The sequence below is a fragment of the Bradyrhizobium genomosp. III genome, from assembly GCF_000261705.1.
In the GTDB taxonomy this organism is placed as follows: domain Bacteria; phylum Pseudomonadota; class Alphaproteobacteria; order Rhizobiales; family Xanthobacteraceae; genus Bradyrhizobium; species Bradyrhizobium ottawaense.
The window spans coordinates 1-20,690 of the sequence record NZ_AJQF01000045.1 but is presented as its reverse complement, the minus strand read 5'-3'; the positions used below and the strand labels follow the sequence as shown (position 1 = coordinate 20,690).

Genomic DNA, 20,690 nt, shown 5'->3' with positions numbered 1-20,690 from the left:
GCGGCCTCAATCGATGATGTGATAGCCGCCGTCGATGTAGAGCACGCCGCCCGTGATCAGCTTGGCGCCGTCGAGCGCGAGGAACGCGGTGGCATTCCCGACATCGTCGATGCTGACGAGACTGCGCGCCGGCGCCTTCGACTGCGCCTTGTCCATGAGCTCATCGAACTCGGGAATCCCCGAAGCCGCGCGGGTGGCTAGCGGACCCGGCGAGATCGCGTGCACGCGGATGCCCTTCGGGCCGAGCTCCGCGGCGATATAGCGGACCGAGGCTTCCAGCGCGGCTTTCGCGACACCCATCACGTTGTAATTCTCCACCACCATCTGGCTGCCGTAATAGGTCATGGTGAAAAGCGTGCCGCCGTTCTTCATCAGCGGCTCGGCGAGATGAGCCATCCGCAAGAACGACCAGCACGAGACGTCCATGGTCTTGAGGAAGCCGTCACGGCCGACGTCGACGACACGGCCGTGCAGCGCTTCCTTCGGCGAGAAGGCTATGGAATGAAGCATGAAATCGAGCTGCCCCCATTCCGACGCGATGCGCTCGAACACCGCCTCGGTCTGCCCTTCGGCCATCACGTCCAGCGGCATGAAGATCGGCGCTTCCACCGCCTGCGCCAGCGGCTGGACATGCTTCTTGGCGCGGTCGTTCAGATAGGTCACCGCGAGATCAGCACCGAGCGCACGAAACGCGCGCGCGCATCCCCAGGCGATCGACTGGTCGTTGGCGATGCCGACGATCAGTCCCTTCTTTCCCTTCAGGGCGACCTTGCTGTCCGGAAATACTGGGATCATGACACCCTCTTAGGTCTCGTGTTGATCAACTGACCGTCCATCAATAGCGATAGCGTATGCTGTGCGATCATCAGCTCCTCGTCGGTCGGAATGACGTAGACGGGGACGCGGCTGTCGGCTGCCGAGATCAGGGGCGCATGGTGGGCGTTCTCACCGGCATCGAGGCGGACGCCGAACCAACCGAGCTGCTCGGCGATACGTGCGCGGATCGATGCCGAGTTCTCCCCGATGCCGGCAGTGAAGACGAAGGCATCCAGGCCCTGCAAGGCGGCAGCCAGCATGCCCGCGTTGAGGCCGATCCGGTAGACGAAATGGTCGATTGCGAGCCGCGCACGCGGGTCCGTGCTAGCTTCCAGCTCGCGCATGTCGTTGCTGACGCCGGAAAGCCCCTTCAGACCGCAGTCCCGATAGAGGAAGTCCTGCACCTTCGCGGCCGGCATGCCCTTCTCGGCGATGAGATAGAGGATGACCCCGGGATCGATCTGCCCTGGACGCGTTCCCATCGGCAGCCCGTCGAGCGCCGTGAAGCCCATGGTGCTCTCGACGCTGCGCCCCTCCTTGATCGCGCACATCGAGGCGCCGCTGCCGAGATGGGCAACGATGACCCGCCCCTTGGCGATCTTGGGCGCCACGCCGGGCAGCGCGCGGGCGATGTATTCGTAGGAGAGCCCGTGAAAGCCGTAGCGCCGCACACCCTCGGCATAGAGCTGCCGCGGAATCGCGTAGTGATCGGCGACGAGATCATGCGTGCGGTGAAATGCCGTGTCGAAGCACGCCACCTGCGGCAGCCCAGGGAAATTCGCGAGCAGCGAGCGGATCGGCGCGAGATTGTGCGGCTGATGCAGCGGCGCCAAGTCGACAAGGCGTTCGAGGCGGGAGACGACGCCGTGGTCGATCAGGACCGGGCGGACATGGTCCGGCCCGCCATGAACGACGCGATGACCGACCGCGATCGGCGTAATCCGAAGCTCGTCGCGCAGCCAGTTGCCGGCAACCGACATGGCGGCGGGCACATCGGGCACAACTTCAACCGAATAGGCGCGATCGGCCAGCGCATCGCCGCTCGCAGCGCTGGCGCGCAGGCGCGGGCGGCTGCCGATGCCGTCCATTTGTCCCTTGATCTGACGCCGGAGCGCACCGTCGCCCAATGCCGAATAGACCTGAAACTTGACGCTCGAAGAGCCGGCATTGACGACCAGGATCGTGTCCATGGCGATCACGCGGCCACTGACGGCGCCTTCTGGCGCCGGGCGCGCGCGTAGAGCGCCGCCACAGCACAGGAGGCCATGCGCGCACGCGGCGTATCGGCGCGCGACGTTAGGACGACGGGTACCCGCGCGCCAAGGACAATGCCGGCACCATCCGCTTTGGCGAAATAGGCGAGATTCTTGGCCAGCATGTTGCCGGACTCCAGATCTGGAACGACCAGGATCTGTGCACGACCGGCGACCTCGGACTCGATGCCCTTGATGCGTGCCGCTTCCGGGTCGATGGCGTTGTCGAACGCCAGGGGACCGTCGAGCACGCCACCGGTGATCTGGCCGCGATCGGCCATCTTGCAGAGGGCGGCGGCTTCGATGGTCGAGGGAATTTTTGACGTCACGGTCTCGACCGCCGACAGGATCGCCACGCGCGGCGTTCGGCCAAACCCGGCCTGATTGTAGAGATCGATCGCGTTCTGGATGATGTCGCGCTTGGCATCGAGATCGGGAAAGATGTTGATCGCGGCGTCGGTGACGAAAATCGTCTCGGCATAGGTCGGGACATCCATGACAAAGACATGGCTGATGCGCCGATCCGTGCGCAGGCCGCCGGTCTTTGCCGTGACCGCGCGCATCAACTCGTCGGTGTGAAGGCTGCCCTTCATCAACAGCTCGCCTCTGGCGGCCTGGATGAGCTCGACGCCCTTGGCCGCGGCGTCGTCACTGTGGGCGGCATGCACGATCTCGAAGCTTGATATGTCCAGATCGAACCTCGCGGCGGTGTCCCTGATCTTCCCTTCCGGCCCGACCAGGATCGGCCGGATGATCCCCGCGCCGGCGCTGTCGATCGCCCCGCGCAGCGAAGTCTCGTCGCAGGGGTGCACGACGACGGTCGATGTCGGGGGCGCAGCCCTCGCCGCCGCGATCAGCCGGTCGTACTTGCCGCCGGTCTCGTGCGTCATATCGGCCGACATGAGGTCACTCCCGCTTTCGCCAAACCGCGCTACGACGCTCTTGCCTGGGGATCGAATGGCGCGACGTTCGACGTCATCTCGCCCTCTCCGTCCAGGCCAAACAACTCGGCGACTCGCCTCAGGCGATTGGCGCGCTCGCCGGTGATGTCCGCGCTTGCCGAGAGCACCTCGCGCATCGCCGCGAAGGCCGCGCGCCGCCGGTTCATGTCCTCGGGCAACAACCTTGGAATGGCCGCCACCGCGCCCTCGCGGTCGAGCAGCAGCATGAAGAACTGCTCGCGTACCAGCATCTTGAATTCGGACAGGGTCATCCGGGAGCCGGCATGGTCGCGCCTGACCTGGCGCAGCGCCTCGATGCTGCGCTCGTCCACCATGCCGCGCGCGGAGCCGACATAGAGCAGCGCGCGGATAGCAGCCTCCCGCAGGCCGCCGTCACCAATCTTCGCCCTCAACTCCGCAATCCTGCTTTCGAGCATGGCGCGATGCTCGTCCGACATCTCGCGGCGCCGTGTCGGCACGGCGTTGGGGTCGATGCCGACCGCGGCCTGGAGCGCAGGTGAGCCATAGACGTTGAGGAAGAGGGTCTCGCTTAACGCCTCCTGGGCATCGCGCCAGCTATCGAGCGCATGCACAATCTGCTTCGACACCTGCTCCTGGAAGGCCAGGAACGGATTGTCCTGCGATACCGGCCTGCGCTTCTCTTCGGCGCGATCGGCCGCCGCCTTCACCATGGACATCCATGGATTCTGACTGCTGAAAGCCTCATATTGCATTCGCAGCGGATGCATGCCGCGCGCCCAGTTGGCCGCCTCTGGCGTCACCATCTTCTTGATCCAGGGCTGCACGAATTTCTGATAGGCTGCAAGATTGAGCTCCGAGATGCGCTTGGCGGTGGCGAACCGCCGCTCGTCCTCGGGGGAATTGCCGCCCATGGCCCGGATGTCGCCGAGCGTTCGGGCCTCGCAACGCATTACCCATTGTCCCGTTGCAAGGTCGGCGTTGAGCGTCTCGCTGCCCCTCGCCTCGAACGTCGCCTCGTAGAGCCCGGGCGGGAGCACGTCGATCAGGTCGATGTTGCTGGAGAATTCGGCATGCTCCTTGTTGGCGACGCCGCCGGACACGAAGATCCCGAGATGACCGATGCTTTCGTGAATGGTGTAAACGATGGTCTGGCCATATGCCCTGATCTCATCGACGTCGGCGTAGCAGTCGAGGATCCAGTCCAGCGCCTGCTGCGGCGGGGTGACGTTGTCGCCCTTGGAGCAGAACACCACGATCGGCGAGCGGATATTGCGCAGGTCGACCTTCTCCCCGTCCGACATTTCGATCCGGCCGGCGGCGAGGTTGTTGCCGATGAACAGTTCGTCGACGATGAACTGGATCTCTTCGGCATTGAGGTTGACGTGACCGCCCCACCATCGCTCGAAGTCCAGATAACGATCGGCCTCGGTGTCGACTTTGGAATAGACGTTGTATTGCTTGGTCCAGAGCGTGTTCGAGGGGTTCTGGTTCTCGAAATTCTGCACCAGCCAGGCGCCGTCGAACTTGCCGGCACCGAGATCGCTCGTCAGCGCCGTCAGCCAGCTTCCGCCCAAGAGGCCGCCGGAATAGCGCATCGGATATTTGCCATGGACGCCCGCCCAATAAGCGAGCGGCGCGCCGGCGATGATCAGCGGTCCGAACAGCTCCGGCCGTAGCGACGCCAGGATCATGATCGCCCAGCCGGCCTGACAATTGCCGATGACGCAAGGCTTGCCGTCGGCGTCCGGGTGACGGCTGATGACAGTTTCAAGAAACTTCGCTTCGGCTCGCGCAATGCGCTCGATCGTCTGGCCGGGCATGGGTTCGGGCAGAAACCCGATGAAGTAGCAGGGATGTCCCGCCTTCATCGCGACACCGATTTCGCTGTCCGCCTTGAAGCCGCCGATGCCGGGACCATGGCCGGCGCGCGGATCGACGACGACGAACGGCCGCCGCCTCATGTCGATCGCGACATTCTTGGGCGGGATGATGCGGACGAGCGCGTAGTTGACAGGCTCGTCGAGTTTGCGGCCGTCCGTAATCAACTCGGCAGCATATTGCAGCACATGCGGTGCGGTCTGCGCGACGTGCTCGCGATATTGGTCGCCGCGCTGTCGCATGATATCCAGAAACAACACGCTCCGCTGTCCGGCATCGACCAGATACTCCACGGCGGAGGTGACCAACCCCGACATGGGACCGGCAGGCAGCTTCAGATTTTCCATCGCAATCTGACCTCGTTGTCGTGCGAGGCCAGTCAAGGAGAGATGCCACCGGCGACGTTGACATAGGTCAACGGTCGGCGGTTCCGGGCATAGCGGACGCCAGAACCTTAGAACCTTCTAGAGGTAGATCGATAATGTCAGACGGGGAACTGTTTCCGGCCCTTCCGGCTTGACCCGGCATGGATAGGTTCTTCCTCGCGATAATGGTTTCTGCCGTTCTGCTGCTGATCGTGGCGTCCGATCTGCTGGTCAACGGTCCTGGTCTGCAGGAGCCGACGACAGACGTAGCGCGCCTGGTGCCGTCGACCGAACGACTGTTCAGGTGATGGATTGCCGTCGCGGGCGGCTGAATGCCTCACCCTTGTGTGACCGCGGAACATGTGTGACCGCGGAACATTTCGGCCCCCTTCCGACTTCTGCTCACCGCGTCAGCCAAAACGGCCAGCGCGATCCGGACAGGCTCAGCTCCGCTTTGGTAGGGGGAGCTGAGCCACCGTTCGCGTAAACGCGTTTGGCGTTTGTCGCGAGGGAACTAGCCCCCGCTCCGATAGACCTGGATATCGAGATCCCGGATCTTCTTGCGCAGCGTGTTGCGGTTGAGGCCGAGCAGGTCGGCGGCGCGGATCTGGTTGCCGCGGGTGGCGGCGAGCGCGGCCGTGAGCAGCGGCACCTCGATCTCCTTGAGGATGCGGTGATAGAGGCCGGGCGGCGGCACGCCGTTGGGAAAGCCCTGGAAGTGCGAGGACAGATAGGCCTCCACGGCGCCGCCGAGATTGTCGACGCCCTGCTGGACCGCGGCACCCGGGCTGACCGAGGGCGGCGCGAGCTCGCCATCGATGACGGAAGCCGTGATCACGTCCTGCGGATAGAGCGCGGCGAGGCGCCGGGCGAGGTTTTCCAGCTCGCGCACGTTGCCGGGCCAGCGGTGTTGCTTCAGCCGCTCCAGCGCCAGCACGTCGAGCTTCTTGGGCGGCAGGCCGTCCTTCTCGGCCAGCGCGAAGAAGTGACGGATGAGATCGGGCAAATCCTCGATGCGCTCGCGGAGCGGCGGCAGCCGCAGCGGCACGACGTTGAGGCGGAAGAACAGATCTTCCCGGAACAGGCCCTGCTGGATCAGGACGCGCAGATCCTTGTTGGAGGCCGCGACGATGCGCACGTCGGTCTTGATCGGGGTGCGGCCGCCAACGGTGGTGTATTCGCCCTGCTGCAGCACGCGCAGCAGACGGGTCTGTGCCTCCATCGGCATGTCGCCGATTTCGTCGAGGAACAGCGTGCCGCCCTCGGCCTGCTCGAACCGGCCGGAGGCGCGGGTGTTGGCGCCGGTGAAGGCGCCGCGCTCATGGCCGAACAGTTCGGATTCGATGAGGTCGCGCGGGATCGCCGCCATGTTGACCGCGACGAACGGGCCGTTGCGGCGCTTGCCGTAATCGTGCAGCGCGCGCGCCACCAGCTCCTTGCCGGTGCCGGACTCGCCCGTGATCATCACCGTGAGATCGGTCTGCATCAAGCGCGCGAGCACGCGGTAGATTTCCTGCATCGCGGGCGAGCGGCCGACCAGCGGGATCGCCTCCATCTCGGCGTCCTCGTCCGGCGTCGAGACCCGCTCCTTCGGCTCGGCCAGCGCGCGGCCGACGATGGCAATCAGCTCCTTGAGGTCGAACGGCTTCGGCAGATATTCGTAGGCCCCGCGCTCGGAGGCGCGGATCGCCGTCATGAAGGTGTTTTGCGCGCTCATGACGATGACCGGCAGATTCGGCCGCATCTTCTTGATCCGCGGCAAGAGGTCGAAGGCGTTTTCGTCCGGCATCACCACGTCGGTGATGACGAGATCGCCCTCCCCCTGGCTGACCCAGCGCCACAGCGTTGCGGCATTGCCGGTCAGCCGCACTTCATAGCCGGCGCGGGACAGTGCCTGATTGAGAACGGTGCGGATGGCGGTATCGTCATCGGCTACGAGAATGCTACCTGCGGGCATCGTTAATCCTCATTTCGCCCCCTGTGACGCAGGCGACGGCTTCCCGGCAGAGTCGGCGCGACTGCTTTGATCGGCATGTTTCACCGATGTGGAATACATCGGCATCAGCACGCGGAAGGTGGTCTTGCGCGGCTGAGATTCGCATTCGATGATGCCCCCGTGATCGCCGACGATCTTGGCGACCAGCGCTAGGCCGAGCCCCGAGCCGGTCTGCTTGGTGGTCACGAAGGGATCGAACAGGTTGGGCAGAAGATCGTCGGGCACGCCTGGTCCGTTGTCCTTCACGCAGAATTCGAGCGGCAAGGATACCCGGGATTTTTGACCGGGGACTGACAGGCGCACGCCGGGGCGGAACGCGGTGGTGAGCTGGATCTCGGCGTCGGGGACGTCGATCAGGGCTTCTGCGGCGTTCTTCACGAGATTGAGGAACACCTGGATCAACTGGTCCTGGTTCGCCAGCACCGGCGGCAGCGAGGGATCGTAGTCCTCGATGAAGCGGATGTTGCGGGCAAAGCCGGACTGCGCCAGCCGCTTGACGTGGTCGAGCACCGAATGGATGTTGACGGGGCCGCGCAACACGGGACGCTCGTCGCCGAACACCTCCATGCGGTCGACCAGCGTCACGATGCGGTCGGCCTCGTCGCAGATCAGGCGCGTCAGCATGCGGTCCTCGGACGAGGCCTGCTGCTCGAGAAGCTGCGCCGCGCCGCGGATGCCGGAGAGCGGATTCTTGATCTCGTGCGCCAGCATCGCGGCCAGTGCGATGACCGAGCGCGCCGCGCTGCGATGGGTGAGCTGGCGGTCCATCTTGTCGGCGATGGAGCGCTCCTGCAGCATCACCACGATATGGCCGGGCCGCTCGGTCAGCGGCGCGACATGCAGATCGACCTGGCGGTCGCCGCCCATGCGCGGCGTGCCGAGATCGACCTTGTATTCGTTGACCGGCGAATTCGACGAACGCACCTGCTCGATCAGCGCCAGCAAGGGGCTGCCGAACGGCACCAGCTCTTTCAGCGACTGCCGCTTCAGGAACTGCGTCGAGATGTCGAAGAAGGCTTCGGTCGCGATATTGGCGGCGACGATCTTGCCGTCCGGCCCGATCATGAGCACGGGATTGGGCAACGCATCCAGGATCGCGTCGCTGTCGGCGGGCCGGCGATGGTCAGCGGCGGAGCTCATGCAGCAGCGCTCCATCCGAAATCGTCGAAGGCATCCTGCAGCGACTGGTGGACGAGGCGCGGATCTTCCGAGGTCAGGATCTTCTGGCGCCAGGATTTCAGCTTCTCGACCGGAGCGCCGCTCGCAGCCGCGGCGACGTCGAGCGCCCAGCCGAGATGTTTTCGGGCGTGCTTGAGGCCTACGCGCAGGCCGTAAAGCGCGCAGACGCCTTCATAAAGCGTGCGGACGTAATGCAGCTGGGTGGCGAGCGTCGGCATGGCCTCAGCCGCCCCGCCGTTCAGGCGGCGGCCGATCTGGCCGGGCAGCCAGGGTTGGCCCTGTGCGCCGCGGCCGATCATCACGGCATCGGCGCCGGAGGCCTCGAGCGCCGCAAGCGCTTTGTCGTAAGTCGTGATGTCGCCGTTGACGACGAGTGGAAGGCAGGTGGCCTCGCGCACGGCGCGGATCGCATCCCAATCGGCCTCACCCTTGTAGAACTGGCTGCGGGTGCGGCCATGCACCGTGACGAGCTTGACGCCGGCGGCTTCCGCGCGCCGCGCCAGTTCCGGCGCGTTGCGGCTGCGGTCGTCCCAGCCGAGCCGCATCTTCAGCGTCACCGGCACCTTCACCGCCGCGATAGTCGAATCGATCAGGCTGACGGCATGGTCGAGGTCGCGCATCAAGGCCGAACCGGACTGGCCGCCGGTGACGTGGCGGGCCGGACAGCCCATGTTGATGTCGATGATGTCGGCGCCCTCGGCTTCGGCGATCCGGGCGCCCTCCGCCATCCAGTGCGTCTCGCACCCGGCGAGCTGGACCACGTGCGGGCCGATCCCGGTGGCTTCGCAGCGCAACCGGGACATCCGGTGGCCGCTCGCGAGCTCATCGCTGGCCGTCATTTCGGACACGACGAGACCCGCGCCAAGCTCGGCAGCCAACCGGCGGACGGGCGAGTCCGTCACCCCCGACATCGGTGCCAGGAAGACCGGGGTGGCGACATCAATATCGCCTATTTTCAACGGCTTAGAGCCGGATGCTGCCGAACCGGTCACAGGGGTCTCGTTGACTGGGCAGGGCCTCATCGCGCCTGCCATGACCTATCTTGCGCACAATTCTTGTGCAGTCAAGCGTCATGCCTACAGTTTAGACAATTCTGCAAATCTTTCAAGTGCAGTGCAGCAAAATGCTGTTTCCAACAATCCGGGGAAACCCCCTTTTTTTGCGGGCCTGCCGTGCTAGAGGCATGCGGCAATCACCCCACTCCCCGACTCTTCATCACCAACCGAGTATTCGAGTCCTATGGCGAAATCACAACGCACCGCAGTCGTCCTCGTGGCAGCCGGGCGTGGACTGCGTGCAGGCGCCGGCGGGCCGAAGCAATATCGCGAGATCGGCGGCGTGCCCGTGATCTATCGCGCCATGGAAGCCTTCAGCCGCCACGCCGACGTGTTTGTGGTGCAGCCGGTGGTGAACCCCGATGACAGCGCCATGTTCACGGCCGCGGTCGCGGGGCTCAAGCATGAGCCGCCGACCAATGGCGGTGCGACCCGGCAGGCCTCGGTGCTTGCCGGCCTCGAAGCTCTGGTCAGGCACGAGCCCGATATCGTGCTGATCCACGACGCCGCGCGCCCCTTCGTCTCGGAAGGATTGATCTCGCGTGCGATCGAGGCGGCGAGCCGCACTGGCGCTGCGATCCCCGCCGTTCCCGTCGCCGACACCATCAAGCTCACCGGCGATGGCGGCAATGTCGAGGGCACGCCGGACCGCGCGCGCCTGCGAATCGCGCAGACGCCGCAATCCTTTCGTTTCGACGTCATCCTCGAAGCGCATCGTCGCGCGGCGAAGGACGGCCGCAGCGATTTCACCGACGATGCCGCGATTGCCGAATGGGCGGGATTGACGGTTGCAACCTTTGAAGGCGATGTTGCCAACATGAAGCTCACCACTCCCGAGGATTTCGTGCGCGAGGAAGCGCGCCTGGCTGCCCAGCTCGGCGATATCAGGACCGGCACCGGCTATGACGTGCACGCCTTCGGCGAAGGCGACCATCTCATGCTCTGCGGCGTACGCGTGCCTCACACCAAGGGTTTTCTCGCCCATTCCGACGGCGACGTCGGCCTGCATGCGCTGGTCGATGCCATCCTCGGCGCGCTCGCCGACGGCGACATCGGCTCGCACTTTCCGCCGAGCGATGCGAAGTGGAAGGGCGCCTCTTCCGACCAGTTCCTGAAATACGCCATCGAACGCGTCACCCAGCGCGGTGGCCGCGTTGCCAATCTCGAGGTGACCATGATTTGCGAGCGGCCGAAGATCGGCCCGCTGCGCGACACCATGCGCGCGCGCATCGCCGAGATTTCCGGCGTCGACATCTCGCGCGTCGCGGTGAAGGCGACCACCAGCGAGCGGCTCGGCTTCACCGGCCGTGAGGAAGGCATCGCGGCCACCGCGAGCGCCACCATCCGTCTTCCCTGGAGCGTCTAGGCCATGGGCGGCAGCGACGCACGCGCCCTCTCCCGCTCGCTGCTCGACCTGTGCCGGATGCGCAAGCTGACGATCGCGACCGCTGAATCCTGCACCGGCGGCCTCGTCGCCGGCGCGCTGACCGATATCCCCGGCTCCTCCGATGTGATCGACCGCGGCTTCGTCACCTATTCCAACGACGCCAAGCGCGCGATGCTCGGCGTCGAAGCCGGCACGCTCACGAACTTCGGCGCCGTCAGCAAGGAGACTGCGACCGCGATGGCGGTCGGCGCGCTGGAGCGTGCGGGCGTCGATCTCGCCGTCGCCATCACCGGCATTGCCGGTCCCGGCGGCGCGACGCCCGGCAAGCCGGTCGGTCTCGTGCATTTCGCCGTCGCCGCGCGCGACGGCCGCATCATCCACCGCGAGCATCGCTTCGGCGCGATCGGCCGCAGCGCGGTCCGCGCCCGTTCGGTGGTCGAGGCGTTGCGCATGCTGATGGATCTGGCCCGCGGCCCGCAAGTTGCCGCCAAGCCGAAACGCGCCGCCGCAGTCACCCGCTTGCGCCCGCGCGTGACACGCTCGCCGCGCCGACATGTGGCCAAACGCCGGACGCCACGGTCGCCGCGGGGCTGAGCACCCCCGCTTACACCTTGCGCGCAATCACACGGATCGCAGCCAGATTGGCGCGATGCTGCTCGAACACCCGCCGCATTGCCAGCACCCGGCGCCGCGCCGCCCGATCCAGCAGCAGGTTCCTGGCGAGCCGCAACGCGCCCACCAGGCCCTCGTCCTGCACCAGGCGCCGGGGTCGGAGCAGATGCATCGGCGCGAACTCGACCGCCTCGATCTGAAAGCCGACGCTCTCCAGCAGCCCTCTCCATCCTTCGCCGGACAACGGACGTGCCCCGACATGGATGGCTCCGGAGAGCGCGCGATCGATCTCCTGCCTTTGGCCGAACGGCATGTCGTCCGGCGTCACGGCGAGCTCGTGGATGCCGTAACGCCCGCCGGGGCGAAGCAGCCGGAACGCCTCCGCCGCGATGCGGCGCTTCTGCTCCTGGGTCTGCATGCTCAGCATCGCCTCGCCGATCACGATCGATGCAGAGCCGGCCGGCAGGGTCGTCTGATCGGCGGTCCCGACGACGACCGAGACGTTTCCCTTCGCCGGAAGCTGCCGGCTCGTCCACGCGGCAGCCTGCGCATCGCGCTCGACGCCGACATAGCGCCGCGGGCCTCGCTCCAGGATCAGGCGTGCGGTGACGCCGAGCCCCGGCGCAAACTCGACGACATCATCTTCGGCGCCGATCACCAGCCCGTGCAGCAGCGCGCGCGTCAGTCCAAGCCCGCCGGGACGCAGCACGCGCTTGCCTAGCCGGGCCAGCAGCCAATGGCCCGGCATCTTCGCCACGTCGAGATCAGCGCCCGGCAGTTCGACCGATGGCATCAATCATGGGTGTCTCCTTTGCAAGTTAGAACCGCGCCCGGATGCCGCCGTAATAGCCGCGTCCGTCGCCGGGGATGAACGCGGCCTGGTCCGGCCGCGCCTGATCGACGATCAGGGTCGACGCGGCATAGGTCGCGTTGAACAGATTGGTGATCTCGCCGAACACCGCGAAGCGCTCGCTGATCCGGTACTCGGTGCGCAGATCGGCGACCACGAACGGATCGGCAAACAGCGTGTTCATGTTGTCGACCGGCATGTGGCCCGGGCTCCAGCGCACCGCGCCTTCCAGCTTCCAGGCGTCGGTCGCCTGATATTGCAGGACCGCGTTGACGAGATGCGGCGGCGCGCCGGCCAGGCGGTTGTTGCCGCGCAGTTGGTCGTTGTCGAAGCGGAAGTCCTGGTAGGTGTAGGCGATGCGGCCGGTCAGCCGCGGCGTGATCCTGACGCCGAGGCCGAACTCGACGCCGAGATGCGTGGTGCGGTCGGCATTGAACGCCGCCATCAACGCGCCGGTGGAGTCGCGCAGGCTCAAGAGCTCGTTGTCGACCCAGGAATAGTAGCTGACCGCGTCCCACGACAGGATGCCCGCGCGGCCGCGCCAGCCGCCCTCAACGGTGGTGGCGGTCTGGGCCTTCAGATCGGGCGTCGCGAATGCCGCTGCGACGAGGCCCGGATTGCCCGGCGTCGGCCGCCCGGCACTGCTGTTCGGCGTCCCGTTGACCGTCGCGAGCAGATCGTCATGCGAGGGCGGCTCGAAGCTGCGGCTGACCGCGGCAAAGATGGTTTGGCCGGCCACGGGGCGGAAGGTCACGCCGAGGCTGGGGCTCCACGCCGAATAGCTGCGTGCATAGCTCGAGCTCTGCGTCGGCACCGCGCCGTTCGGCAGCAGCATCGTCGGACTTGCCGGATTGTAGGCAATCGTCGGCCGCGTCGCACTCCGGTAGACGTCGTCATTGTCGCGCGTGGCGTAGCCATAGGCGATCGCCGGCGAGACGGTGATCCGGTCCCAGACCGGCAGATTGAGGCCGGTATGCAGCGCCAGCGTGGTGGCATCGAGCCGGCTCTCGCCGAACTTGGCGCCGGTCTGCCCGGCCTGGTTGATGAAATTCTCCCGATCCGCCGATCCCACCGAATATTGCGCGGTCGTTTCGAGCAGCGGTAACGCCGCCGCGCTGTCGGGCTTGTAGGCGTAGCGGAAGACGCCGGTCGCATCGTCACCCCGCGTGGCGCGAACGCCTGAGGAGATCGGAAAGCGGAACATGTCGTCGGTGTGGGTATAGCCGAGCGCGACGTCGAACAGATGCGCGTCGAACGTCGCGGTGGTCCGCGAGCCCGCCACGAACTGCTCGGCCTCGCGGCGCGGCCGGTCACGCACGACGTTCGGCCCCGGATTGATCGAGGTCGACGGCGGGATGAAGGTCGGCCCGGCAAACACCTGCCGCGGATTGGCCTGCATTGCGCTCTTGGTCAGCGGTCCCGCCACATCGAAGCCGAGATCGGTGTAGCCGATGAAGAAGCGCGTGCTGACGTTCTCGGACAGCACGGCGCCGACATTGGCATTGAAACTGCTGCGCTCGGAGCTGTTGTAGTCGCGAAAGCCGTCGCGACGGCTGAAATCGGCCTGCACCAGCGCGTCCACATTGTCTTTCCTGCCGCCGGTCTGCGCGCTGGCATTGATCTGGCCGAAGCTGCCGCCGCTGATGGCGACCTGCGTGCCCAGCGAGGACGATCCCGTCGGCGATACGAAATTCAGCGCACCGCCGAGCACGGTGGCGCCGAGGCGGTTGGCGATGTAGCCGCGATAGACCTCGATGGCCTCCGCCTGTTGCGGGTTGGCGAAGCCGACGATGTAGGAGCCGTCCGCCCGGTTGATGGGCAGGCCGTTCTGAAGCACCAGCAGCCCGCGCTCGACCGGATTCTGCTGCAGACCGGAGCCACGGATCTGGATACGCGGCTGGTCGTTGCCGCCGAAGAAGTTCTGCACCACGACAACGGGAACGCCGCTGAGGGCACGCGACACGGTTGGATTTCCCGTGGGCGAGAGATCCTCGCGCCGGGCCAGCGCGACGCCGCCCGCGAGCGCCTCGAAGCGCTCCTGCACCGATGCGGGCGGGGCAGCATGCCCTGCAACCTCGTCGCCGGGATTGTCACCTCTGCGAGGTTGCGGCTTGGCGGCGCCGCGCCGCGCCGCGACCCTCTCGCGAGATGCCGCCGCGGGCTTCGCCGCGCTCTTCGGTGCCTCCACCACGACAGATCGAGCTGGACCGACGCGCCCGGGGCCGCCGATTGCGCCAGGCAAGCCTCTCCGGCGAGGGCCGGCAGCAGCAAGGCAGATGCCGTCCAGCACAGCAGCACCGTGCCTTGCGTTCTGCCTGCGCGCCACGAACGCCCTCGCCCCAACGACGGACTCATGATCCTACTTCCCACTCCAGCCCCACTTTTTCCAGCGGGCGACGCTGCACGCCGTCGCGATCTCGCGCGAAGCTCGCCGCGCGCACCGGGAATCTGGTTGCGCTGGGACAAACAGCGCGCTGCTTGGAATTAGTTTCGTTCCAGCTTCGGCCCGAACAGCACGTTGAGGAATCGCGATGGCGCGACATGATCGCGGTGCAGATCGAAGCGGAACACGGCACCAAACCCGTCGTAGGGTGGATTAGCGAAGCGCAATCCACCTCTTCTCATGCCTCCGCGGCAGACGTGGTGGATTACGCCTTCGGCTAACCCAACCCACCCTGCCGCACCTACAAGTCCTTGCGTTGCCCGACGGGCAAAACACGCTAGCGGTAGGGCAAGGCGCGCAGGCGAAAATATTCGCCTTTACAGAATTTCGGCTTTGTCGCATTATCCCGCCACCTCACCCCGGTCAGAGGGGCGTATCGCGATCGTCACGAAACGTGGGGTGAGCTGCGGTGGACGCTAGTCACATCGGCGCGAGAGGCATTGCAGGGCGGGCAACCGTGAGCGACAGGCCTGTTGCGCACACGACCGGTGTGACATGCGTACGGCAAAACCGTGTCGTCCTGACGCCCGGGGTCTGTGCGTCAAGTCTTGCGGTGATGCGTGTTGCCCGACCGGGTGCGCGCGTCAGCTATTCGTGAGGCGACGGGGGCAATAGTGCATCGCTCCCCGGGGAGAGCTCGGCATAAGCCGTCAAACCACTGCGCAGGGAAGGCCGGCTTGTCCTGGCTACACCTGTATGCCGCTGTGCAGCTTCTTGTCACGCAGGATTCGCACAGTGGACCGCGGGTGCCAGCCAGCACCCGGCCTTCCCTGCGCCCTCTGACATCTGAGGGCGACATGACCAATGCAGGACTCGGGCAGGAACTGTCGCGAGACCGCAGCGTTATGTTCAGTTTTCGAAAAAAGCACGCAAGTTCGTCCAATTCGATCGGAATCGCGAATGCAGACGGCGCGACCAAACGTCATCACGCGTCTCCGATCTTGCGCGAGAAAATATTGGCGCAATAATGCCGCTCTACGTTGTGATCCGGAATCAACCGGACCAGCATTTTGGAGGGCGACGAAATTGTTCGCTCGCGCCGCGGCCTCGGTCGCCGTGACTATCACCTTGGCCACCATTGACGGTGCGGCCGCACAAACGGCCAACCAGCCGCCGGATACGATGGCGGCGCGGGTCGAGGCCTGCACGCCCTGTCACGGCAACAAGGGCGAAGGCACCAGCGACGTCTATTTCCCGCGGCTTGCCGGCAAGCCCGCCGGCTATCTCTACAATCAACTGCTCGCCTTCCGCAGCGGCCGCCGCAAATATCCGCCCATGAACTATCTGCTGGAGTTTCTGCCTGATCCGTATCTGGAGGCGATGGCGGAATATTTTGCCGGCGAACATCCGCCGCTGCCGCAGCCGGCGCCGAGCGAGGTCAGCAAGGACGTGCTGGCACAGGGCGAGCTGCTCGCCACCAGCGGCGATGCCAGCCGCAATATTCCGGCCTGCGTAAGCTGCCATGGCCCGGGACTCGCAGGCATGCAACCCGGCATCCCCGGCCTGCTCGGCCTGCGCGCCAATTACATCAGCGCCCAGCTCGGCGCCTGGCGCTACGGCACTCGCACGGCGAAATCGCCAGACTGCATGCAGCAAGTCGCAGGCCATCTGACCGAGGCCGACGTCACCGCGGTCGCGGCCTGGCTCGCGACACGACCGGCGCCCACGAACCCGGCTCCCGTGCCGAAAGGCAGCTACGCGCTGCCTTTCGGCTGCGGCAGCCCGCCCAACTGACGAGGCGGATGATGGGCTCGAAACTGTCGACCGCACTCATATCGATCAAGCTCCTGGCCCTCGCCGCGCTCACCACGGCCGCGCAGGCGCAAGACAAGGCTCAAGACAAGAGCAGCGACATCATCGCCCGCGGCGAATATCTCGCCCGTGCCGGCGATTGCACGGCCTGTCATACCGCGCCGGAGGGCCGCCTGTTCGCCGGCGGCCGCGCCATGCCGACGCCGTTCGGCACGCTCTACACCTCCAACATCACGCCGGACCCGGATACCGGGATCGGCAAGTGGAGCGCCGACGACTTCTACAAGACCATGCACAGCGGCCGTTTCCCGGACGGCGGGTTGATCTATCCGGCCATGCCGTTCGCGTCCTACACCAAGGTCACGCGCGCCGACAGCGATGCGATCTTCGCGTATTTGCGCTCGATCGCGCCGGTGAACCAGAAGAACAAGCCGCATGAGCTGCGCTTTCCCTACGACAACCGCCAGCTCATCCTCGGCTGGCGCACGCTGTTCTTCAGCGAAGGCGAGTTCAAGCCCGATCCGAAGAAATCAGCGGAATGGAATCGCGGCGCCTATCTGGTCGAAGGCCTCGGCCATTGCGGCATGTGCCATTCGCCGATCAACGCGCTCGGCGGCACCTCGCAATCGGATGCCTTCAAGGGCGGCCTGATCCCGATGCAGAACTGGTACGCGCCCTCGCTCACCTCAAACCGCGAGGCCGGCCTCGGCGACTGGAGCATCAAGGACATCACCGACCTGCTGCAGACCGGCGTTTCCATGCGCGGCGTGGTCTACGGCCCGATGGCCGAGGTCGTGCACAACAGCCTGCAATATCTCAACGACGAGGACACCAAGGCGATGGCGGTGTACCTCAAGGGCATCGCGGAGCCCTCGCCGCCGCCGCCGGCAAGCTCGACGCTGCCGACCACCGAGAGCAGCCTGCTGATCAGCCTCGGCAAGACCGTCTACGACAAGCAGTGCGCGAGCTGTCATGGCACGCAGGGCGAAGGCAAGCCGCCGCACTGGCCGCCGCTCGCCAACAACCAGTCGATCGAGATGCAGTCGGCGGTCAATCCGATCCGCATGGTGCTCAATGGCGGCTATCCACCGGGCACCAAGGGCAACCCGATGCCCTACGGCATGCCGCCTTTCGCTGGCCTCCTGTCCGACAACGAGATCGCCGCCGTCGTCTCCTACATCCGCACCGCCTGGGGTAATCGCGGCACGCCGGTCTCGGCGCGCGAGGCCAACGAGCTGCGCTCCGCACCGCTGAATTGAGAATCACATGATCAACTCCGATCCGCCGACCAGCCCTGCTAGCGCCGACCAGGCCGTCGAGGAGGTCGTCGCGCAAGGCCCGTCCGGCGCGATCGTGCTCGCCGGCATCGCCACCGCCTGCGTGGTCGCGATGTGGCTCGCCTTCTATCTGTTCGTCTTCCTGCCCCGCGGATCGCTGCAATGAGCGCAGAGGAAACTCATCACGACAGCGCCGAGGTCGCGGCCCGCGTCGAGCGGCGCTGGGCGACCATCGCCGTGATCATCATCGTGATGATGGCGCTGCTGGCGGCTTTCGCCGGCATCCATCGCGCGACCATGCCGCAGCCGCGCGTCGAGATCACCGATCCCTCGCGCCTGCATCTGTCCGGCGAATTCGTCGAGAGCAATCTCGGCAGCGTGCTGGAGGCCAACGGCAACGTCACGGTGCGTGCAATCGGCCAGCAATATTCCTTCACGCCTGCCTGCATCGTGGTGCCCGCGGATACGCCGATCACGCTGCGGGCCACCAGCGCCGACGTCGTCCACGGCATCCTCATTCAGGGGACCAACGTCAACACCATGCTGGTGCCGGGCTACATCTCCGAGCAGCTGATGCGCTTCGCGAAAACCGGCGACTATCTGATGCCCTGCCAGGAGTTTTGCAGCTTTGGCCACGAGGGCATGTGGGGCAAGGTCAAGGTGATCGACAAGACCGAATTCGCCGATCGCGCGAAGGGTGGCGGGAGGCTGAGCTGTGTTGGTCAATAGGAAGCTCATCCTCGCCCATTTCTGGCTGGCCTTCGCCGTATTCGGCATCGCGCTCACGCTCGGCGCCTGGCAGATGTTCATCCGCAGCCCGATCGGCACCTGGCTCTCCAACCCCGAGCTCTATTACCGCTCGCTGACCGCCCACGGCACGGTGATGGGCTACGTCTTCCCGACCCTGGTGGCGATGGCATTCGGCTACGCCATCAGCGAGTCCGCGCTGCAGCAGCGCCTGGTCGGCGTGCGCTGGGCCTGGGCAGGATTCTGGTTGATCGTCGCCGGCAGCATCATGGCGGTGATCCCGATCGCGCTGGGGCGTGCCTCGGTGCTCTACACCTTCTATCCGCCGCTGATCGGCAACGTCTTCTATTACCTCGGCGTCGTGCTGGTCGTGGTCGGCTCGTGGATCTGGGTCGCGCTGATGTCGATTAACTTGCGCGTCTGGCGCAAGGCCAATCCCGGCGCGCCGGTGCCGCTCGCCATGTTCGCCAATGTCGCGGGCTCGTATTTGTGGGCTTGGACCGCGGTCGGCGCCGCGCTCGAGCTGCTGCTCCAGATCATTCCGGTTGCGGCAGGCCTCAAGGCCACCATCGATGCCGGCCTGGCGCGCATCTTCTTCTCATGGACACTGCACGCCATCGTCTATTTCTGGCTGATGCCGACCTACATCGCCTATTACACCATCGTGCCGCGCGCGATCGGCGGTCGCGTCTATTCCGACTCGATGGCGCGGATCTCCTTCATCCTGTTCCTGGTGGTGGCGATGCCGATCGGCATGCACCACACCTTTGCCGATCCGCAAGTAGGCGCCGGCTTCAAGTTCATCCATTCCGCCTTCACGGCGCTGGTCGCGCTGCCGACGCTGCTGACCGTGTTCACGATCTGCGCCTCGGTCGAGATCGCGGCGCGCCTGCGCGGCGGCCGCGGCATGTTCGGCTGGATCGGGGCCCTGCCCTGGGACAATCCGATGATGCTGGCGCTGGCGTTCTCCTTCGTCATGCTCGGCTTCGGCGGCGCCGGCGGCCTCATCAACATGAGCTATCAGCTCGATGCCTCGATCCACAACACGCAGTGGATCACCGGGCATTTCCACCTGATCTTCGGCGGCGCCATCGTGATCATGTACTTCGCGATCGCCTATGATCTGTGGCCGCATCTGACCGGGCGCGAGTTGATCGATATCCGCCTGATCCGCACCCAGCTCTGGCTGTGGTTCATCGGCATGATCGTGACGACGTTCCCGTGGCACTGGGTCGGCATTCTGGGGATGCCGCGCCGCATGGCCTATTTCGACTTCGGCGATCCCGCGATCGCACCGCAGGCATTCTCCGTCACCCTGTCGGCGATCGGCGGCTTCATCCTGCTGGCCTCGGGCATCATGTTCATCGTCATCCTGGCGCGTGGCATGCGCGCGCCTCAAATCGACGCCGGGCCCTATCGCTTCGCGCTCGCCGTGCATGAACCAAAGACGGTGCCGGTCGCACTCAACACCCACGCGCTATGGGTGGCACTGATGATCGGCCTCACCCTCACCAATTACGGCTATCCGATCCTGAATCTGGCGCTGAGTTCGGGCACCTCGGTGCCGGCCGTCTATGTGGGAGCGCAGTGATGAGCACGCGCGACCTCTTTACTCTCCGCAACAGCCATTTCAGGACTGGCGTCGGCATCACCGCCGCGATCCTCGTCGTCACCGCGATTGCCGGCTTCATTGTGCTGCCTTTCGCACAGCCCTGGGTTCAGTTCGCCGGCGTCTGGGATGCGATCTGCAGCGCCGCCGGCGTACCGCAGCGTGCGGCCAGCGTCACGGCGCCCGAGCAGGCAAAACGCCTGTCCGAGGTCGTGCTGACCTCGAACACGTTGTCACGTCCGAGCCAGGAGGCGATCGGGCGCGGCGCGACGCTGGCGCAGCGCTGCGCGATCTGTCATGGCCCCACCGGCGTCAGCCGCGCGGACTCGCCCAATCTCGCCGGCCAGTATGCGGCCGTGATCTACAAGGAGCTGCACGATTTCCGCTCCGGTGCGCGCGCCAATGCCGTGATGTCGCCGTTCGCGATCAACCTGACCGACCAGGAGATCGCCGATCTCTCCAACTATTACGCCTATCTGCCGCGGCTTCCAGCCTATCATCCGACGCCGCAACTGCCGAAACCCAACATCGTCATCTACGGCGCGCCG

At 65.7% G+C, this 20,690-nt stretch carries 19 protein-coding genes; 10 read left to right on the top strand and 9 right to left on the bottom strand.

Annotated elements, in window-relative coordinates; genetic code table 11:
* Window positions 1-6 precede the first annotated feature (6 nt).
* From fabI to IC66_RS0104260, 4 genes are read right to left on the bottom strand one after another with little or no spacing between them, the layout of a single operon-like run.
* Window positions 7-795, bottom strand: a complete 789-nt coding sequence (gene fabI, locus IC66_RS0104275) for an enoyl-ACP reductase FabI (RefSeq protein ID WP_028144673.1) — start codon at window positions 793-795, stop codon at window positions 7-9.
* Entirely contained in the window at window positions 792-2,006 is a 1,215-nt protein-coding gene (locus tag IC66_RS0104270) for an acetate/propionate family kinase (protein WP_038946757.1), read from the bottom strand. Before IC66_RS0104270 ends, fabI begins: the two co-directional genes overlap by 4 nt.
* 5 nt (window positions 2,007-2,011) lie before the next feature.
* A complete protein-coding gene (locus IC66_RS0104265; protein WP_038946756.1) occupies window positions 2,012-2,971 on the bottom strand; it encodes a phosphate acetyltransferase in 960 nt (319 codons plus the stop codon).
* A gap of 29 nt (window positions 2,972-3,000) precedes the next feature.
* On the bottom strand, window positions 3,001-5,217 hold the full coding sequence (locus tag IC66_RS0104260) for a DUF3141 domain-containing protein (protein ID WP_038946754.1): 2,217 nt from the start codon (window positions 5,215-5,217) through the stop codon (window positions 3,001-3,003).
* Window positions 5,218-5,420: 203 nt separating this feature from the next.
* Here IC66_RS0104260 and IC66_RS48945 point away from each other — a divergent pair, with 203 nt between their 5' ends.
* Entirely contained in the window at window positions 5,421-5,543 is a 123-nt protein-coding gene (locus tag IC66_RS48945; protein ID WP_256379429.1) for a hypothetical protein, read from the top strand.
* Window positions 5,544-5,749: 206 nt separating this feature from the next.
* Here the strand turns inward: IC66_RS48945 and ntrC are convergent, their stop codons facing one another.
* Genes ntrC through dusB form a run of 3 tightly spaced genes read right to left on the bottom strand, consistent with a single transcriptional unit; the run spans window position 5,750 to window position 9,369 of the window.
* Window positions 5,750-7,192 (bottom strand): nitrogen regulation protein NR(I), encoded by a 1,443-nt coding sequence (ntrC, locus tag IC66_RS0104250; RefSeq protein WP_028144677.1) that lies wholly within the window; start codon window positions 7,190-7,192, stop codon window positions 5,750-5,752.
* A gap of 9 nt (window positions 7,193-7,201) precedes the next feature.
* Window positions 7,202-8,371, bottom strand: coding sequence for a two-component system sensor histidine kinase NtrB (locus tag IC66_RS0104245; protein WP_038946751.1), 1,170 nt, complete (start codon window positions 8,369-8,371; stop codon window positions 7,202-7,204).
* Entirely contained in the window at window positions 8,368-9,369 is a 1,002-nt protein-coding gene (gene dusB / locus IC66_RS0104240; protein WP_085971620.1) for a tRNA dihydrouridine synthase DusB, read from the bottom strand. Before dusB ends, IC66_RS0104245 begins: the two co-directional genes overlap by 4 nt.
* A gap of 280 nt (window positions 9,370-9,649) precedes the next feature.
* Here dusB and IC66_RS0104235 point away from each other — a divergent pair, with 280 nt between their 5' ends.
* Both IC66_RS0104235 and IC66_RS0104230 read left to right on the top strand, forming a co-directional pair.
* The gene (locus IC66_RS0104235; RefSeq protein WP_038946749.1) at window positions 9,650-10,831 is read left to right on the top strand and encodes a bifunctional 2-C-methyl-D-erythritol 4-phosphate cytidylyltransferase/2-C-methyl-D-erythritol 2,4-cyclodiphosphate synthase; all 1,182 of its coding nucleotides are present in this window, start codon (window positions 9,650-9,652) and stop codon (window positions 10,829-10,831) included.
* 3 nt (window positions 10,832-10,834) lie between these two features.
* A complete protein-coding gene (locus tag IC66_RS0104230; protein ID WP_038946748.1) occupies window positions 10,835-11,446 on the top strand; it encodes a CinA family protein in 612 nt (203 codons plus the stop codon).
* A gap of 10 nt (window positions 11,447-11,456) precedes the next feature.
* Here the strand turns inward: IC66_RS0104230 and IC66_RS0104225 are convergent, their stop codons facing one another.
* Complete coding sequence (locus tag IC66_RS0104225) at window positions 11,457-12,257, bottom strand: class I SAM-dependent methyltransferase (RefSeq protein ID WP_038946747.1); 801 nt, start codon at window positions 12,255-12,257, stop codon at window positions 11,457-11,459.
* Between the two features lie 25 nt (window positions 12,258-12,282).
* Complete coding sequence (locus tag IC66_RS0104220; protein WP_244429079.1) at window positions 12,283-14,505, bottom strand: TonB-dependent receptor family protein; 2,223 nt, start codon at window positions 14,503-14,505, stop codon at window positions 12,283-12,285.
* Window positions 14,506-14,855: 350 nt separating this feature from the next.
* Between IC66_RS0104220 and IC66_RS48940 the strand changes: the two genes are divergently transcribed.
* The 7 genes from IC66_RS48940 to IC66_RS0104180 form a co-directional block, all read left to right on the top strand.
* Complete coding sequence (locus IC66_RS48940) at window positions 14,856-14,978, top strand: hypothetical protein (protein ID WP_283806346.1); 123 nt, start codon at window positions 14,856-14,858, stop codon at window positions 14,976-14,978.
* 805 nt (window positions 14,979-15,783) lie between these two features.
* Window positions 15,784-16,491, top strand: coding sequence for a c-type cytochrome (locus IC66_RS0104205; RefSeq protein ID WP_038946745.1), 708 nt, complete (start codon window positions 15,784-15,786; stop codon window positions 16,489-16,491).
* 8 nt (window positions 16,492-16,499) lie between these two features.
* Window positions 16,500-17,768 (top strand): cytochrome c, encoded by a 1,269-nt coding sequence (locus tag IC66_RS0104200; RefSeq protein ID WP_085968201.1) that lies wholly within the window; start codon window positions 16,500-16,502, stop codon window positions 17,766-17,768.
* A 7-nt stretch (window positions 17,769-17,775) separates the two neighbouring features.
* Window positions 17,776-17,952: a hypothetical protein gene (locus IC66_RS47575; protein WP_018320427.1), complete on the top strand. Its 177-nt coding sequence runs from the start codon at window positions 17,776-17,778 to the stop codon at window positions 17,950-17,952.
* Window positions 17,949-18,515, top strand: coding sequence for a cytochrome c oxidase subunit II (locus tag IC66_RS0104190; RefSeq protein ID WP_038946743.1), 567 nt, complete (start codon window positions 17,949-17,951; stop codon window positions 18,513-18,515). The genes IC66_RS47575 and IC66_RS0104190 overlap by 4 nt, the downstream gene beginning before the upstream one ends.
* A complete protein-coding gene (locus IC66_RS0104185; RefSeq protein WP_038946742.1) occupies window positions 18,502-20,124 on the top strand; it encodes a b(o/a)3-type cytochrome-c oxidase subunit 1 in 1,623 nt (540 codons plus the stop codon). Before IC66_RS0104190 ends, IC66_RS0104185 begins: the two co-directional genes overlap by 14 nt.
* Window positions 20,124-20,690: c-type cytochrome (locus IC66_RS0104180; protein ID WP_038946741.1), on the top strand; the 567-nt coding region annotated here is incomplete at its 3' end. The genes IC66_RS0104185 and IC66_RS0104180, both read left to right, overlap by 1 nt.

Bases quoted from the DNA above. Each gene is read 5' to 3' on its own strand.
- fabI (WP_028144673.1), bottom strand. From the start codon at position 795: ATGATCCCAGTATTTCCGGACAGCAAGGTCGCCCTGAAGGGAAAGAAG.
- IC66_RS0104270 (WP_038946757.1), bottom strand. From the start codon at position 2,006: ATGGACACGATCCTGGTCGTCAATGCCGGCTCTTCGAGCGTCAAGTTT.
- IC66_RS0104265 (WP_038946756.1), bottom strand. From the start codon at position 2,971: ATGTCGGCCGATATGACGCACGAGACCGGCGGCAAGTACGACCGGCTG.
- IC66_RS0104260 (WP_038946754.1), bottom strand. From the start codon at position 5,217: ATGGAAAATCTGAAGCTGCCTGCCGGTCCCATGTCGGGGTTGGTCACC.
- IC66_RS48945 (WP_256379429.1), top strand. From the start codon at position 5,421: ATGGTTTCTGCCGTTCTGCTGCTGATCGTGGCGTCCGATCTGCTGGTC.
- ntrC (WP_028144677.1), bottom strand. From the start codon at position 7,192: ATGCCCGCAGGTAGCATTCTCGTAGCCGATGACGATACCGCCATCCGC.
- IC66_RS0104245 (WP_038946751.1), bottom strand. From the start codon at position 8,371: ATGAGCTCCGCCGCTGACCATCGCCGGCCCGCCGACAGCGACGCGATC.
- IC66_RS0104235 (WP_038946749.1), top strand. From the start codon at position 9,650: ATGGCGAAATCACAACGCACCGCAGTCGTCCTCGTGGCAGCCGGGCGT.
- IC66_RS0104230 (WP_038946748.1), top strand. From the start codon at position 10,835: ATGGGCGGCAGCGACGCACGCGCCCTCTCCCGCTCGCTGCTCGACCTG.
- IC66_RS0104225 (WP_038946747.1), bottom strand. From the start codon at position 12,257: ATGCCATCGGTCGAACTGCCGGGCGCTGATCTCGACGTGGCGAAGATG.
- IC66_RS48940 (WP_283806346.1), top strand. From the start codon at position 14,856: ATGATCGCGGTGCAGATCGAAGCGGAACACGGCACCAAACCCGTCGTA.
- IC66_RS0104200 (WP_085968201.1), top strand. From the start codon at position 16,500: ATGATGGGCTCGAAACTGTCGACCGCACTCATATCGATCAAGCTCCTG.
- IC66_RS47575 (WP_018320427.1), top strand. From the start codon at position 17,776: ATGATCAACTCCGATCCGCCGACCAGCCCTGCTAGCGCCGACCAGGCC.
- IC66_RS0104190 (WP_038946743.1), top strand. From the start codon at position 17,949: ATGAGCGCAGAGGAAACTCATCACGACAGCGCCGAGGTCGCGGCCCGC.